Source organism: Peribacillus sp. NPDC096622, from assembly GCF_044762665.1.
Taxonomy (GTDB): Bacteria; Bacillota; Bacilli; order Bacillales; family DSM-1321; genus Peribacillus; species Peribacillus frigoritolerans_B.
Genome location: NZ_JBIWES010000011.1, coordinates 57,851 through 74,478, shown reverse-complemented (window position 1 = coordinate 74,478; position 16,628 = coordinate 57,851). Strand labels below are relative to the sequence as shown.

The 16,628-nt window shown below is 39.4% G+C and carries 11 protein-coding genes and 1 pseudogene; all 12 read right to left on the bottom strand.

The window, feature by feature from the left end; genetic code table 11:
* Positions 1–302 precede the first annotated feature (302 nt).
* The 12 genes and pseudogenes from ACIQYG_RS18800 to ACIQYG_RS18745 all read right to left on the bottom strand — a co-directional run bounded on the left by ACIQYG_RS18800 (position 303) and on the right by ACIQYG_RS18745 (position 16,585).
* Positions 303–1,478: a M20 family metallopeptidase gene (locus tag ACIQYG_RS18800; RefSeq protein ID WP_402840883.1), complete on the bottom strand. Its 1,176-nt coding sequence runs from the start codon at positions 1,476–1,478 to the stop codon at positions 303–305.
* A pseudogene (locus ACIQYG_RS18795) lies at positions 1,471–2,704 on the bottom strand (allantoate amidohydrolase). The gene ACIQYG_RS18800 and the pseudogene ACIQYG_RS18795 overlap by 8 nt, the downstream one beginning before the upstream one ends.
* A gap of 17 nt (positions 2,705–2,721) precedes the next feature.
* Entirely contained in the window at positions 2,722–3,909 is a 1,188-nt protein-coding gene (locus ACIQYG_RS18790) for a hypothetical protein (protein ID WP_402840880.1), read from the bottom strand.
* Between the two features lie 684 nt (positions 3,910–4,593).
* The gene (locus ACIQYG_RS18785) at positions 4,594–5,208 is read right to left on the bottom strand and encodes a HutD/Ves family protein (RefSeq protein WP_402840877.1); all 615 of its coding nucleotides are present in this window, start codon (positions 5,206–5,208) and stop codon (positions 4,594–4,596) included.
* A 394-nt stretch (positions 5,209–5,602) separates the two neighbouring features.
* The gene (gltS, locus tag ACIQYG_RS18780; protein WP_402840875.1) at positions 5,603–6,796 is read right to left on the bottom strand and encodes a sodium/glutamate symporter; all 1,194 of its coding nucleotides are present in this window, start codon (positions 6,794–6,796) and stop codon (positions 5,603–5,605) included.
* A gap of 5 nt (positions 6,797–6,801) precedes the next feature.
* On the bottom strand, positions 6,802–7,746 hold the full coding sequence (hutG, locus tag ACIQYG_RS18775; protein ID WP_402840872.1) for a formimidoylglutamase: 945 nt from the start codon (positions 7,744–7,746) through the stop codon (positions 6,802–6,804).
* A 364-nt stretch (positions 7,747–8,110) separates the two neighbouring features.
* Positions 8,111–9,466 carry a sigma-54-dependent transcriptional regulator gene (locus tag ACIQYG_RS18770; RefSeq protein WP_402840869.1) on the bottom strand — a complete coding sequence of 452 codons (1,356 nt, stop codon included), beginning with the start codon at positions 9,464–9,466 and terminating at the stop codon, positions 8,111–8,113.
* 19 nt (positions 9,467–9,485) lie between these two features.
* Positions 9,486–11,459, bottom strand: a complete 1,974-nt coding sequence (locus ACIQYG_RS18765) for a transporter substrate-binding domain-containing protein (protein WP_402840867.1) — start codon at positions 11,457–11,459, stop codon at positions 9,486–9,488.
* 239 nt (positions 11,460–11,698) lie between these two features.
* Positions 11,699–12,835 carry an o-succinylbenzoate synthase gene (menC, locus tag ACIQYG_RS18760; protein WP_402840864.1) on the bottom strand — a complete coding sequence of 379 codons (1,137 nt, stop codon included), beginning with the start codon at positions 12,833–12,835 and terminating at the stop codon, positions 11,699–11,701.
* A 111-nt stretch (positions 12,836–12,946) separates the two neighbouring features.
* On the bottom strand, positions 12,947–13,777 hold the full coding sequence (locus tag ACIQYG_RS18755) for a GNAT family N-acetyltransferase (RefSeq protein WP_402840862.1): 831 nt from the start codon (positions 13,775–13,777) through the stop codon (positions 12,947–12,949).
* A gap of 155 nt (positions 13,778–13,932) precedes the next feature.
* Positions 13,933–15,417, bottom strand: a complete 1,485-nt coding sequence (locus ACIQYG_RS18750; protein WP_402840859.1) for an amino acid permease — start codon at positions 15,415–15,417, stop codon at positions 13,933–13,935.
* A gap of 37 nt (positions 15,418–15,454) precedes the next feature.
* A complete protein-coding gene (locus ACIQYG_RS18745; protein WP_402840857.1) occupies positions 15,455–16,585 on the bottom strand; it encodes an amidohydrolase in 1,131 nt (376 codons plus the stop codon).
* Positions 16,586–16,628 lie beyond the last annotated feature (43 nt).

The window sequence follows — 16,628 nt, the reverse complement described above, 5'->3', positions numbered from 1 at the left end:
TTATTTTTCAAATGCACTTTATCTCTAACTGAAAAGGAAAAAGACGATATCATTACTTTTAACACCCAAAAATAGAAATTATATACCGTCGTAGAAAGAACAAGATGATATCCCGGAATTTAAAAATGAATTTTAATTCCTGCATAATGCTTATAATATTACCTACAATACGAAACAGATTTTCACTTAATATGATGCACAGGTGAATGTAACCCTTTACACCAGAAGGCCGCCAATCGGCGGCCTTCTGGCGTTAAAATAACCTTTTAACAATTTCCGTATCCCCTCTTTTATCCAGTCCGTCATTCGTTCAAATACGCCCATGCATATTGAGCATAAAGTTCTGCACCGGTAGAAAGCGCATCTTCGTCGATGTTGAATTTCCCGTGATGATGGGCCCATTCCGTATCCTTTTCAGGGTTTCCAGATCCAACTAAAGCGAAGCTTCCGGGTACTTCATCTAAATAGAAGCTAAAATCTTCTCCACCCATTGTTGGCTTTTCATTGTATATTGCGTCTTCGCCAAACGCTTGTGTGGCCACCTTTTGCACTAGTTTGGCACTATATTCATCATTAATGACAGCTTGCGTGCCACGGTAGTAATCAACCTTTGCGGTCGCACCGTAAATGTTAGCAACATTTTCAGCATAAATCTGGAGCTGTTCTTCAATATGGTCACGTGTTTTAGGATCAAAACAACGGACAGTCCCTTCAATGACGGCATTTTCTGCAATGACATTAAATCGTGTGCCAACGACCATTTTTCCTACTGTCAAAACAGCGGGATTTTGGGGGTCGACCGTTCTTGATACGACGGACTGTACATTCATGACGAATGAAGAGGCGACAATAGTTGCATCGATACAGTCCTGCGGCATTGCACCATGTCCCCCTCTTCCTTTAAATGTTACTGTAAAGATATCTGCTGAAGCGAATGAAGGTCCTTGAGTGCAAGCGACCTTGTTTGTTGGCATTTGCGACCATATATGTATGCCAAAAATATTATCAACCCCTTCAACGGCCCCTTGTTTAACCATTTCCTTTGCACCTGTTGCTACTTCTTCGGCTGGTTGAAATATTAAGCGCACATTCCCAGGTAATTCTTCTTTTATTTCGTTTAGTGCCTTCGCTGCAATTAATAGCATGGATGTGTGTGCATCATGACCACATGCATGCATTTTTCCTTCCTCTTTTGAAGCATACGGCAAGTCTTTATTTAATTCTTCAACAGAAAGGGCGTCCATATCTGCTCTTAATGCTACGGTCTTTCCAGGTTTACCGCCTTTAATTTCTGCAATGACACCTGTAGGTTCCGCTTTTCGATAAGAGATCCCTAATTTCTCAAGGTATTCACAAATAAAGCCAGTTGTCTTTTCTTCTTCCCATGATAACTCAGGTTCGCTATGAAGTTTTCTGCGTATTTCTGTTAATTCATCACTATAATTATGAATCGCTTCTTTTATCGTTTGATTAATCATTTTTTTCTACCTCCGTTAAACTTTTAGCCACTTCGTAAAAGATTTGCACTCCATTTGCTAAATGACGTGCATCAGACCATTCCTCCGGACAATGACTTAGTCCTGCTTTACTTGGAACAAAGAGCATGCCAACATCAGTAACATCGGAAAAAACCATCGCATCATGACCTGCACCACTATTAATGGAGCAGTATGGAATTTCCAAATCAGAACTTTTATCTTTTAACAAAGCTTTAATTTCATTGCTCAATACCTTTGGCGGCATATATAACAGCTGTTCCGCAGTTGTATGGATCCCCTTTCCATGATAGGATTCGATCAATTCCTTCATCCGCTTGATGACATTGTTAATATGTTTTTCCTTGCTTGATCGAATATCTACCGAAAATACGACCTTATTTGGGATGACGTTGGCTCCATTTGGTAAAACATTCAGTCGTCCTGTCGTGATAACCGTTCCTTCTCCTTCCTCAATTGCAAAGCCCGGTAATTGAGAAATAATTTGAGCGGCAGCAACCAGTGCATCCGTACGGCGATCCATCGGGGTTGTGCCTGCATGTCCGGCCTTACCTTCAATGGTTACTTCAAATTGAGTTAAACCAACAATAGCTTCAACGACACCTATGGGGATATTCTTCTCTTCAAGGATAGGTCCTTGTTCTATATGCAATTCGAGAAATGCTTTAATTTTATTGGGATTTCTCCTTTTCGGAAGAGATGGATCCAGTCCAATTTTGACATCGCTTCAATCGTTGTGATACCTTCTTCATCCCTTAAGTTTTTAAAACTTTCCTCACTAAGCGTTCCCACTATTCCTCTCGACCCATTAGTCCTCCGCCAAAACGAGCACCCTCCTCTTCAATCATGGCAACGATTTCCAATGGATATTTAGGTGTTAATTGATTTTCTGCAAATAAGGCAGCCACTTCAAGAGCGACAATTACACCAGCTGGTCCGTCATACGCACCGCCATTTGGTACGGAATCAAAATGTGAACCGACCATAACGCTTGGTGCATCTTTTAAAGTACCCTCAAGCTTTCCAAAAATATTTCCAAACCCATCTTCCTGTACTGTTAGACCGTATTCCATCATTTTATTTTTAATATAATTGCGTGTAAGTAAGTCTTCCTTGCTATAAGTAAGCCGGGTAGTCCCTTTTCCGGGTGTTGATGTAAATTCGCTTAAATCATTTATTTGCTTTTCTATACGTTCGATAAGACTCACTTAGAATCCCTCCTATTTCACAAGAATTGTACGAATATTCCTGCCAAAATAACCGATACGATTGTAACCGATATAAATCCACCAACAAGCATTGGCGGCAGCATATGACTTAGCAATGCTTCTTTTTCATTTTCGTCTTTTGTTAATGAATTGACGACTTCATTGGTAATAATGTAATCGGCTGGAAATCCGTATAATGCTGTTAAAGATACAGCAAAGGCCATTTCTTTGCTGACTTTTAACAATTTCCCTGCAATGAATGAGAATATATACATGCCAATCACAGCTAAGAAAATGCAAACAACAAGTGGGTAAAGAATCTCCATCATCATACTTGGTGTTGCATTTTTTAATCCATCAAAGACGAAAAGCATAAGGGCCATGATGGCAAATCCAAATCCATTTGCTTTTTGCAGAGTCTGTCTTTCCAAGAAACCGATACTTTTTCCGACAACCCCGAATAGTAAGCAAAGAACAAATGCATTTATGGATATAATTGGGGCTAACCCAGTCGAAACAAGGTAAGCGAGAAAAGCAACAACAGCAAGTCTGAAAAATTTAAAATATTCCGTATTATATTTTTCAGGAAGTTTTTTAAACAGCTTAAGTTCAGTCATGCCTTCTGCAGCGCCTGCAGTATCACTCTTTTTTACCGTTAATTGCCCATTGCGATATTGCCCCAAAAGCTTCTTCCCTTCTTTCTTCAAGACAATTGAAGTTAAAGGATATCCAGCAAAGCCTTGCATTACATAAATAACAATGGCAAAAACGGACAAGCTTGTAAGTCCTGCGTCTGCCGCTCCTTCCGACATGATTATTGAGGATACCATCCCGCCCACTAAAGGCGGAATCGCTACAAGGACAGTTTGCAGATCAAATATAAGTATGCCAATTCCGAATAATAGTGCAACAATTCCAAAAATACCAGATAAGGAGATTACAATCGTTTTCCATTGATTTACCAATTCCCTTATTGAAAGCAATGTTCCCATATTCGTGATCAATAGGTACATCATCATGGTTGCCACTACCGGTGGAACACCTGCTATTGAAACGATGTCTTGCGGGAAGAATGTCCAATAACCACATAGAAACAGGATTGCTGAAATGAAAACGGAAGGTACCCATGCTTTTGTTCGAACCGCCACTATGTCTCCTACAAATAAAATCAGAATTACAATAACTAAAGCCAACATCTGTGACATATGAGTTCCCTCACCTTCCAGTTTAATAGTTTAAATATTCTTATAAGATAATAACACTGAATTATTTGAATTTAAAGATAATTTTATATTTTCAGTTAATTATGCACAGATAAAAGGAAATGTAAGTGTTTTAATTTGATTTCACATACCAAATATTCACAAATAATTAAGGGCTTGGATATATCAAAATAATTTAATCATATAATAGACACTTTATCTCCTGAAGTGACTGAATTATTTTAACACCAACTAATCTGTCCATTTATTTCAAAAAGAAAAAGCCGTCTAAGGACGGCTAAGGCTGTAGACAAACTCGATATTAATTAAGATAGCCTACATAAAATATGAACCTTAATTTCCATTTCAGGCACTCGCTTTCCGCGGGCGGTCCGCAGGAGTCTCGATTACCCGCTCCAATCAACTTTGTTTAAAACTCCAGATGGAACCCCTTTTGATACAAACTTAGTCGACTAGGCCAGCTCTGATTAATTATTAAAAAATATCATTAAGTAAACTCTTTCTACAAATATAATCTTAGATGCATTATTACTCTAAAAAAGGTACGTGATCGGCAGAACCTTTTGTCAACCATTGGGCAGTGTACGTGATGACGGCAAATCTCATCTTTGGGGTGCAATCAATTTATATATGAGAAGGATGCTTTGACAACCCAGAATTTCTCTATCAATAAAAAATACTTACCTTAATAATTGTTGCCGTGGAGTCGTCATCGTGATTTGATAACTTTATATTTAAATGGTTGCAGAAATGATCTATGTTTAAGATTACCAAGTCACCTTGCTCTAAAACAATAGTCTCTTGATCATCGATACTCATTGTACTCTTTCCTTTGAAACAATAGTAGGCGTCGGTCCTTTTCGAAGCTTCCCCATTATCCAACACTTCAGCATGGGTTCCATCATTCACATTAATCGTGCTAATGTCTCCTTCGCATCCTTCCGCTAACATCAAATTAAAGTCAGTGACCCTTCCAATACTGCGGGTTGTCCAGCCTCCATCAAACCGATCCTTTTCAAATGGCTTTAAATGTACACCGTTTTTCCCCTGATATTGCAGCGACATTTCACCATCAAGGATCATGATTATTCTCTGAATGCCTGGAAGATGAGTAAATAAGGATTCGTCCACCTCGACATCTGCTGTACTTATCCGCCATTTGAAATCACGCTTCGAGTAATCAGCTTCTTCAGGATAAATGGCTAGTTGAGTTGTTTTACCACCAGACCAAAGACTCGTTTTTTGTTCACTTTTCCTTATTATTTCTAGTGAATATGACAACGATTCCCCTCCTTAATTATTAAATTTTTTCTGTACAAATCAATTTCGTCCAGGATGGATACTATTATCAGAGAGGCATAACAGAGCTTATTCTACTTATCTCTGATCATCGCGGCATCATTCTTACTAAATCAGGCTACACACATGGTAGATGATGCCTACTTGAAATTGATAGGATTCCGGTGCATTAATTATCATACAGAGAAACCATTGTGAATTACCTGCTACATGGGCTATTTCGGAATAAAAAAATCAATACCGAATGTTTTGGTATTTCCTAAAACATTCGGTAACACTATATCCAATCCATTTTTTGACCAAGGCGGGCTTTGCAGTAAACCCACTTTTTCCATGCCTTAATAATCCCGATAAACTATTAATTAAGAACAAATTATCATTTAAATAGATTAATACTAATGATGATGATCGGCATGGCAAAAACATCTATAAGAAATGCACCGACTATCGGAACGATTAAATATGCTTTACTTGAAGGCCCATATTTCGCAGTAATTGTTGACATATTTGCCATAGCATTTGGTGTAGCCCCTATACCATGTCCGATGAACCCTCCAACCATAACTGCCGCATCGTAGTTTTTGCCAAGAAAGCGAAACATGATGAATATGCTTAAAAGTATAATGAAAATTACTTGTATCACCACAATTAAAATAATTGGTAAAGCAAGGTCGGCAACTTCCCATAATTTTATACTCATTAATGCCATCGATAAGAAAATACCTAAAGTGATATCTCCAATAAAATTAATACTAGGCATTTCGATAATTTTTCCATTTATTTTATCTAAAATATTCCTAACTATTACAGCCACTATCATTGCTCCAACATAATTCGGTAAAACATAACCTGTCTTCGCCGAAAATAACTCTCCTAGATATGAACCTAAAGCCATACAAAATGTCAGAATTAATACTTGTTTCATAAATGAAGCTACATTCAATTCTATTTTGTCTTCCATTTCTTTCTTTTCTTGAATTTCAATATCCTTTTTACTTGGTGTTAATTTATGTTTATTAATTAGATACTTTACAGTTGGACCTCCAACTAATCCACCAAATACTAATCCTAATGTAGCTGCTGCTATTCCAATAGCTTGGGCAGATTGAATTCCCAGCGATTCAATCGTACCACCAAATGCTGTAGCTGCACCTATGCCACCTTCCATGGAAATTGCTCCTGCCATCATACCAATCAATGGATCAATCCCAAAAACGGGTGCTAAAGAAATTCCGATTAAATTTTGAGCAAATGCCAGAAACCCACATAACAACCAATATATTAATAATAATTTACCGCCGACTTTTACTAATTGAAAACTGGCACCCAATCCAACAGATGTAAAAAACGTTAACATGAATAATCCCTGGAGTGCCGTATCCAATGAAATGGTTATATTTAAAAAGGTTTTAAGACTTGTAGCTACGATTGCAAAAAGTAACCCCCCGACAACAGGTGCAGGGATACAAAAGTGTCTAAATAATTTGACATTCTTAACGATAATACCGCCTAGTGCTAAAAGCAGTATCGCTAAAAAAATAGTGATCGTTTGATTAATCTCGATGTTCATATCGTCTATCTCCTCTCCACACACATGAATACTTCATTTATTAGGTTTGCAGCTAGTTTTACAGTGCGATTATCACAATCTAATGATGGATTCACTTCACAGATATCAAATGAAATAGTTTTCGGATGTGAAGTAATCTTGCGAATCAATTGTCTAACCATTTTTCCAGTAAGACCAAATGAGGAGGGGGCACTAACACCCGGTGCTTCAGAAGCGTTTATAACATCCATACAAAGTGTCAATATAATATAATCATGTTGGTTTATAAAATTCAGAATTTTAATTTCATTTTCCTCAGACTTCCCATCTACTAATTCTTCTTCCAATATCCAAGAGCAACCAAGAGTAGTTGCAGTGTCAAATAATTTTTTTGTATTTCCATAACGTTGAATGCCAATAGGCAAATAACTAGCTTTATGATCATTATCTAATATTTGTTTAAACATCGTTCCAGAAGAAGTTATTTCTTCATATGAGCGTAAGTCAAAATGAGCATCAATGTTAAGAATGCCTATTTTGGCATTGGGTCCAACACTCGACCTAATTCCTAGATAATGACCATAAAAGGTTTCATGTCCGCCCCCCAAAATAACGGGAAACATATTTTTAGTTAATATTTTCTCTACGTGGCTTCCCAATTCAGCTTGTGCTGCTTCTAACTGTTGATTTTCACAAATGATATTTCCGAAATCAATTAGACTATCTGCTGATTGGCCATGCCAAGATAGAGAAGATAAGGATTTACGTATTTCATTGGGAGCTTCTTTGCTTCCAAGTCTTCCTTTATTCCTGCGTACGCCTTCTTCACATGAGAACCCTATTATTCCACATGTATTATTTATTGATGTTGTCTGATTATCTTTAACTATTTGATGAATTCTAAATTCATCTTTATCTATTAGACTATCTGTTCTGCCTTTCCATAAATCCATATTTGGTAACGCATACATTTATTTTTCCTCCCCATAAATAAAAATACTCCATATTTGCAATCGCCAATAAAATTCGGGTTGTAGTATATTAAAAGATCTGGTGCAATGGCTTGTCCTTTTTGTTTTCGTTAAATTTTGATAGGCTATTGACTTATACTACCTGATGCATTTCGCACATCCCCGCTTTCGCCGCACTGTAACTTCCAGTTGAGCTCTGTAGACCATTATGGTGTATATCTATCCCCCCCCCATTCTGATTAATGGTTTACTACAATTTTATTTAAGCAAGTTTCATGCCAGCTCCATCTCCCTAAAAACAGTGGAAAATTCAGATATATTCAAAATAAAAAGCAGGCGAAAATTGCCGCTCGGCAATTTTCGCCTACTTTTCTTCCCGATATTTCTTCAACTTGTCCCGCAATGTCCTTTCCCCGATGCCAATTGTTTGCGCTGTCCTCCTTTGATGACCGTTAAAAGCGGCAAGGTTATGAAGAATCACTCTTTTTTCGATTTCTTCAAGCGGTTCGCCTACATAGACAGGGATTAAGGTATTGCCGAAAAATGCGCGCGAGTTTTTTTGGATGTCGGAAGGTAAATCGGCTTTCTGTATGTAAGACTCATTCGTAAGCGCTATTGCCCTTTCAATCACGTTCTGAAGTTCACGAATATTTCCTGGGAAGTCATATTGCTGTAAAAGCTGCAGCGCTTCATGGGAAATTCCTTCTACTGGTTTTCCCATTCGATCACCAATTTTTGCAATGAAAAATTCCAACAACAAAGGAATGTCCTCTTTTCGTTCACGTAAAGCCGGAAGGTGAATCGGAATTACATTCAATCTGTAAAATAAATCTTCACGAAATCGATTTTCTTTTACTTCTTTAACCAAGTCCCTGTTTGTCGCTGCAATGATCCGGACATCGATGCTGACTTCTTCCATCCCGCCAACGGGCATTACCTTTCTCTCTTGGAGAACGCGCAAAATCTTCCCCTGAAGCGCCAAATCCATCTCACCGATTTCATCAAGAAAGATTGTTCCTCCTTCCGCCAAAACAAACAATCCATATTTCCGCTGTATCGCTCCTGTAAATGCGCCCTTTTCGTACCCAAATAATTCTGATTCCAACAGGTGAGTCGGAATGGCGGCACAATTAATAGCCTGAAACTTTTTGTTTCTGCGCTTGCTTTGATTATGGATTGTTCTGGCGACGACTTCTTTACCGGTTCCACTTTCCCCTTCTATGAGGATGTTTGAATCGATATCCTTCACTTTTTCGATGAGGGAGAATATTTTGCGCATTGCCAAACTTTCACCGATAAGGCCATTCACACCTGCCACCTTATCCAATTCTTCACTCAGCCATTTCACTTTGGACTGAAGGGTGTATACTTCTTCTGCTTTTTGCATCAGCACTTCCAATTCATCAATATGAAGCGGCTTTGTCGCATATGAAAACGCACCCTTACGCATTGCTTCTACGGAAGATGGGATGGTACCGTAGGCCGTCATCATAATGACAACAGTCGAGGGGGAGAGGCGTTTGATTTCTTCTAACACTTCCATCCCATTGTAACCCCCGATTTTCAAATCCAGCAAAACGATGGCGATTTCTGCCCTTTCGAGAAGCGGAAGCGCTTGACGTGGGTCTGTAAACGAATAAACGTGATACTGGTCTTCCAATGCAAACGTAAGTGACTGACAAATGGTTGGCTCATCATCAATAATCATGATATCGTGCATCGTCTTCACCCTTTCTGTATTAATGCTGTAAACAAATGGTCACTACTGTTCCCTTTCCTACTTCACTTCTTGTCTCGATAGTGCCATCGTTTTCTTTGACAAGCTGATACGTAATAGAAAGCCCTAGCCCGACCCCGTTTGGTTTCCTGGTGTAAAACGGTTCAAAGATCTTATCAATGTCTTCTTCCGAAATGCCGATTCCTTCATCCTCGATTTCAACGACAGTGAACATATCCCGATAATATGCCCGAAAAATAAGGGTTCCCCCAATATTGGACGCCTGAATGGCATTAAGAATGACGTTAACCAGTACTTGTTTGATTTGCTGTGTATCTGCAGTTGCCTGAATGTCTCCAGCGAACTCTCGAACAATGCTCAGGTTTTTTTCTTTGATTTTCGGCTTAAGCAATAGCTCAATCCCTGCCATGGCCTCATTCAGCGAAAATGTGACAGGCTCTGATTTTTTAGGGCGGGCATAATCGAGCAAATCGTTAATCAATGTATTAAGTCGGGTAATTTCACTAGTGACCTGTTCGGAAAAGAACGTTCGGAAATCTGCGCTTGCAAATTTTTTCGGCAGCAATTGCGTATAGGTAAGGATGGATGTTAACGGATTTCTTATTTCATGAGCGATACCCGCCACGAGTTGACCCAGTGAACGCAATCGATCATCCTGAGCCACTTTTCTCTCCAGTTGTTTTTGTTCCGTACTATCGAAAAAATTCAACACCGCACCTACACTTTCTCCCCCAATAGTCTGAATCGGATACATGCTGTAAGTTATATGCCTTTTTTCACTCGCATAATGAGACCATACCGTTTCCTTTTGTAAGAAAACTCTCTTTTTCTCTAATGCAGCCTTAATCTCCTTTTCCGGGATGAAACGGGCAGTTGGCAGATCCTGAAAACGTTTTCCAACAACATTACCGTCCACCCCCAAATATTCCATGGCCCTAACATTAATCATCGATACAAGACCTTGCTGATTCAGAGTAATAAGCGAACTGTAGGCACTGTTTAATACTTGCTGCTGAAAGTTGATGTTTTCCTCAAGAAGCAGCATCTTCTCTTCCAAGTCTTTATTCACGTGCTCAATTTGCTCGGTTCGCTTAGCCACTTCGCGTTTAAGGCTGAGATTCCACCATAAGATGAGAGAAATCACAATGAAGGTAAGAATAAGACCAATTTCCAAATACAACAGCGTTTTGCGTAGCCGTTGAGTATTTGGCAGGATATATTCCCCGAACCACTTTTTCTCTATCTTTTCATACGTTCCATCTTTCTTCATTTGAGAAATTGCCTGATTGAATAGTGTCAGCAACTCTTTGTTTTTCGGCATCACAGCCACAGCATAATTTGTGGTGTCAAGTGGCTCACCGACAATCTTAATGAGTGATTGCTGCTCATTTTTCTGTAGAAAATATTGACCAGTAATCCGATTTCCAATGAAAGCATCCACTTTTCCGTCTATCAGGGACTGAACGGCTTCTTGTTGATTATTAGTTTCCACCAATTGCAAACGATCGACTTTGCTTAATAGACCGCTTGCAACATCTCCTTTTTGTACAGCTACTTTCCGGCCTTTAAGATCTTCGATTTTTCGGATATACATATTATCTTTCAACACAAAAATGCCTTGTGAACTTGTGAAATACGGAGCTGAAAAATCATAAAACTCTTCACGTTCTTGATTGTACTTCATGCCTTGAATCGCATCCACTCTTCCAGAGCGCATAGCTTGCACTGCCTCGTTCCACGGCATGGGATAATATTCGAACTTAATGCCAGTCTCGATAGAAATGGCGTTCATTATATCCACATTAAAACCGGTATAAACACCCGAGTCGCTCAAGTATTCAAAAGGTGGAAAGTTATTATCCCCTGCAACCCGTATCACTTTTTGGGCTTCCGAATGGACTGCTGAAGGAAAGAAACAGCAAAAAAAGAAAAGGTAGACGGTTATTACGGCACAGATAATATGTAAATTTCGCATCGTCTCACCCCTTTTTTCTATACATACAGTTTTGTATCATAAATGTGTACATATACAATGTACAAAGACTCTATTATGATAACTTTTTAAAGGATATTAGAAAAGCTAATCTGCATTTCATAACACCATACATGGCAGAAGGTCGAATTACAATATATTTTGAATGGAAAGTGGATTATAAATAAAAAAGGCATGCTCCCTTTTTCGGGAATCATGCCTTTATGCAATGTTGTAGCACCCTAGGCGTTTCTAGCAACATTCTCACTTAAATGATAGGTTTGACTGTGTATAGTATACTTTTTGATTTTTTCCATGCTTGGTTCATAGCCGATTCCAGGCAATTCTGGAACACTGATCATTCCGTTTTCCACTGTAACTTCAGGGTCAGTGATATCTTCTGCCCAATAGAGGGAGGAAGCTGCGGTATCGCCGGGAAGAGTGAAGTTCGGCAGTGAAGTGATTGCAATATTATGTGCTCTTCCAATGCCTGATTCCAGCATACCCCCACACCATAGCGGAATGCCATGTTCAAGGCATAAATCATGGATTTTCTTAGATTCAGTCAAACCTCCGACACGGCCAATCTTAATATTAATAATTTTACAGCTGCCCAATTTAATAGCTTTCCTGGCATCCTCTAATGAGTGTATGCTTTCATCCAGGCAAATAGGTGTTTTTAACCTTGACTGTAAATCTGCATGGTCAATGATATCATTATAGGCAAGCGGCTGCTCAATCATCATTAAATTAAAATCATCCAAGGCGGATAACCGGTCTATATCTTTTAAGGTATATGCTGAATTTGCATCGGCCATGAGCGGGATTTCAGGATATACTTTTCGTACCTTGTCTATTAGTTCAACATCCCAGCCCGGTTTGATTTTTAGTTTAAAACGTTTATAGCCTTCACCGAGACGAGCTTCAATTATATCCAGGGTCGAATCGATCGAATCCTTTATTCCGATGCTTACCCCCACTTCAATTTTCTTTTTTGTTCCACCTAACACATTTGAAAGAGAAGCACCTTGCTTTTTAGCATACAAATCCCAAACGGCACCCTCTAAAGCGGCTTTTGCCATATAATTTCCGCGAATATGGGTGAAATATTTTTCGGAAATTTCATCAGGATGCTTGATTTCATTTTTTAGGATTATTGGAATTAGATAGTCTTCCAGTATATGCCAGTTTGTTTTTAAGGTCTCTTCATTATACAGAGGGTCGAGCATCGCAACCGATTCAGCCCAACCGGAAATGCCATCATCGCTTATGGCTTCTACAAGGATAAAATCCCTATCGCATTCCGTCCCAAAGCTAGTTGTAAAAGGTTCAAGCAAGTCTAGCTTAAGATGCCTTAGAATAACTTGTTTAATTTTCACTTAGAAATTCTCCTTCTGTGATAAAACTGTTAATGGACACAGTCTTACAAATTTTTTATTAATAGGCTTACACAGCCTGAAATTACTAAACATTATATATATTCTTCTAGTTCATTTCCTTGATAGCACATAAAACTGAACGGGAATTTCCGTCATGGAATTCTTCATAAAATCTGTTACCTGCCATCCTTGCTGAAATAATCCGGTAAAAATGTCCCTGGTTTTCATCCGCCATTCATTGGCCGCTTGAATATTTGTGACTCTTATTGTTCGGAAGTCCTTTGGAAGGGCCACAAAAGCTGTTTCACATTTTTGTTCAGGCAGCAGGCGAGTGAAAGATGGAACAGGTAATCCCTTTTCAATGGTATCCCATTGAATAAGCGAGTTTTCCATCATAAAGTCCAGCGGCATTCCCCCTCCGCTAGAATCCGTTGTCTCTTTTTTATCAATATGCCATTCGACAAGAAAGCGGTCAGAAGGAATTCCGCTGTTTAATAGATCTTCCATTTCACCATAGCAGTTTGCTATATATGTGGAGCATACCCCGCCGAGCTTGGCTATATTTAAATACCCATTGACACTTTCTAAAGGATCGTATGTCCAGGTAATAAGGGAATAGCCGAGCTTAAGCGCTTCCTCACGTTGTGCTAACTTTAACTTCTCCCCTATACCTTTGTTGCGAAATTGCTCATCTATGCCTAGTATATGTGAACAAAGATAGGCTGATTGCCCATTGAATCCCGGAAAGCTGTATTGAAATCCAATCAGCTTTCCTTCGCAATAAGCTCCTATAACCAAACCGCCATTTTTCACGGCTGTTAAGGTTTGGTGTGTGGGGATTGAGTCGGTTTCTCCCCAAATGCTGGACTCTAGCTTTCTTACGTCCTCTAGTTCTTCAATTCCATGAATAGAACGAATTATAATTTCCTGTGATTTCGTCATGGTCAACCTCCTTGGCATAGCACAAGTGCCCTTATTGACAACATAAGATGACAAGGCAGTCCACAGCTGACGGCATGTCGTTGTGAGGCACTGGAGCTATCATGTAAATGGTCTTTCATAATAAGAAATACTTTCCTGCTTTTATACAAAAGAGGTTATTCCACTTTACTGAAATCGGCCTCTTGCAATGGAGTCATTTTTGTTCTCTTTACGATTTTATATCCTAGAAAAGCCAGGAAAAATAAAGGAAGCCCGATATAGGAAATTAAAATTCCATACCAGTCAATCTCAGGACCGAAAAATGCAGAGTAATTTTGTCCCAATATTGCCGTAACACATAAAAGTGTGGCTAATATCGGACCGAATGGATACCATTTTGATACATAAGGCAAATCTTTCAAATCTCTACCTTGTGCAATATATGCCTTCCGGAAACGATAATGTGTAATCGAAATTCCTAACCAGGATAAAAAACCGGATAATCCTGCAGCATTCAATAACCAAGTATAAATCGTGCCTTCACCGAAAAGAGAGGTTAGGAAAGCTGCCATCCCAACGATGGTAGAAAAGTACACAGCGTTCACTGGAATGCCGCCTGAATTCACTTTTTTTAGAAACGAAGGGGCCTTGCCTTCTTTCGCCAGCACCCAAAGCACGCGAGAAGCTCCGTACATGGCCGAATTGCCTGCAGAAAGAACGGAAGTAAGAATGACCATATTCATGACGGAGGCAGCGATGGCAAGCCCAGCGTTTTGAAAAACCAGAGTGAAGGGACTTACCGCAATATCTTCAATATCCGAGCTTAACAAACGCGGATCATTATAGCTTATTAAAAATCCAATCACAATTATCGCCAATACATAGAACAAGAGAAGTCTCCAGAAGATTTGCTTAATGGCCTTTGGTATATTTTTTCTCGGGTTTTCACTCTCACCGGCCGCAATTCCTACTAACTCGGTACCTTGAAAGGCAAATCCTACCACCATAAAGACACTTATAATAGATAAAAAGCCTCCTTTAAACGGTGCCTCCCCTTTGGTGATATTTTCAAAACCTACGTCATCCCCTCCCATGATTCCTACAATCATTAATAAACCTACTGCAATAAAAATGATAATCGTCAAAACCTTTATAATGGCAAACCAGAATTCTGATTCTCCATATCCTTTTACCGATAAAATATTCAATCCAAATATGAGTGCAAGAAATAATGCGCTCCAAATGATGCCCGGAACAGAAGGAAGCCAATATTTCATTATCAGGGAGGAAGCTGCTAATTCCAGTGCGACTACGATTGAATTGTTATACCAATAGTTCCATCCGATCGCAAATCCCAATGCAGGATCGACAAACCTTGATGTATAGGTACTAAATGAGCCTGTAATAGGAATAAGGGCAGCCATTTCGGCTAAACTTGTCATCAGAAAGTAAACCATGATCCCGGCAATTATATAAGCAGCCACAGCTCCTCCAGGACCCGCAGTATGAATAATGGAACCGCTTGCTAAAAATAGCCCCGTTCCAATGGTGCCGCCGATTGCAATCATCGAAAGATGCCTTGGTTTGAGTTTTCGCTCAAGTTGTTTTTCTTCAGCAGCTGTTTGGTCCCCGGTTTGTGATGTTTGTGCCGTATTTTCCATAAAACACCCCTTCATTAATTTTTTAAGTACAAAAATTTTACTCTTCTGCAGCCATCATGACTGTGTTAATTAAAATTTTCGTTCCATAAATAAGTGCTCGTAAATTAAACTTCATATCCGGATGGTGCAGACCAGGCGTTAGATCGCAGCCTAACCCTATCATGGTTGCAGTTATATCAGGATTTTCGGCTGTATAAAAATGAAAATCCTCTCCTCCTTGAGAAACACAGACCGGAACGACATTTTCCTTCCCAAGGATATCTGCAATTGCGACCTCAGCCAGCTTTATCGCCTTTTCATTCAAGGTCGCAGCTGGGACAAATTCTTCCGCAGACCAGGAGATCGATGTTTCAGTTTGTTCCATTGTCTGTTCAAAAGCTTCCTTTGTTAAGCGATTTAGTTCATTCATTACATCATTTGACTGCGCTCTGGCATCAATAGCAAAGACAGCTGTTTCCGGGATAACGTTTGATGCTTTATTGTTTGTTTCAAATTGAGTCATTTTGATGGAATAAGGGATTTCGGTTACCAGATTGATCTGTTGTAATTTTTGGACAATTAAAGCTGCTGCTTCGATTACATTTATTCCATCTTGCGGACGGGATGCATGAGCCTGAAGGCCTTTGAGTGTACCCCTTATTGTTTCGGCTGAGCCATGGACAATGACGGGGGAAGCCTTCATATAAGGAACCTCCGTACTGGGTCTTACATGTGCCCCGAATAAATATGTAACATTCTCCAACGCGCCATCATGGATCATTTGAAGAGCGCCTTCCCCTTTTTCTTCTGCAGGCTGAAATATAAACCGGAGAGTGTGTTTAGGCCGGATTCCGCTGGAGGCAATGGCCAATGCTGTATATAAAACCATTGTGCTATGTGCGTCGTGTCCACATGAATGATTGGCTTTAACAACTCCATCTACTTCCTGAACAAGCGCATCCATATCAGCCCTTAATGCCACCACCTTTTTTGAAATGCCTGGAATCTCGGCAATAATTCCATAATGGCTCTGAAATGTTTTTACGGTTATGCCCGCTTCCATAAGACATTTTAAAATATAGCAAGACGTTTTTTCCTCCTGCCAACTTGGCTCAGCCAAAGAATGCAGGTCATGGTAGGACTTTATCAATGATTCTTGATGCTGATCAATATATTGAATCGGGTCCATGATGATGCCCCTCCTCCTTTACATGAATTTTAACTTTGTTAAA

Excerpts from the sequence above, each read along its gene's own strand:
- ACIQYG_RS18800 (WP_402840883.1), bottom strand. The coding sequence starts at position 1,478 with ATGATTAATCAAACGATAAAAGAAGCGATTCATAATTATAGTGATGAA.
- ACIQYG_RS18790 (WP_402840880.1), bottom strand. The coding sequence starts at position 3,909 with ATGTCACAGATGTTGGCTTTAGTTATTGTAATTCTGATTTTATTTGTA.
- gltS (WP_402840875.1), bottom strand. The coding sequence starts at position 6,796 with ATGAACATCGAGATTAATCAAACGATCACTATTTTTTTAGCGATACTG.
- hutG (WP_402840872.1), bottom strand. The coding sequence starts at position 7,746 with ATGTATGCGTTACCAAATATGGATTTATGGAAAGGCAGAACAGATAGT.
- ACIQYG_RS18770 (WP_402840869.1), bottom strand. The coding sequence starts at position 9,466 with ATGCACGATATCATGATTATTGATGATGAGCCAACCATTTGTCAGTCA.
- ACIQYG_RS18765 (WP_402840867.1), bottom strand. The coding sequence starts at position 11,459 with ATGCGAAATTTACATATTATCTGTGCCGTAATAACCGTCTACCTTTTC.
- ACIQYG_RS18755 (WP_402840862.1), bottom strand. The coding sequence starts at position 13,777 with ATGACGAAATCACAGGAAATTATAATTCGTTCTATTCATGGAATTGAA.
- ACIQYG_RS18750 (WP_402840859.1), bottom strand. The coding sequence starts at position 15,417 with ATGGAAAATACGGCACAAACATCACAAACCGGGGACCAAACAGCTGCT.
- ACIQYG_RS18745 (WP_402840857.1), bottom strand. The coding sequence starts at position 16,585 with ATGGACCCGATTCAATATATTGATCAGCATCAAGAATCATTGATAAAG.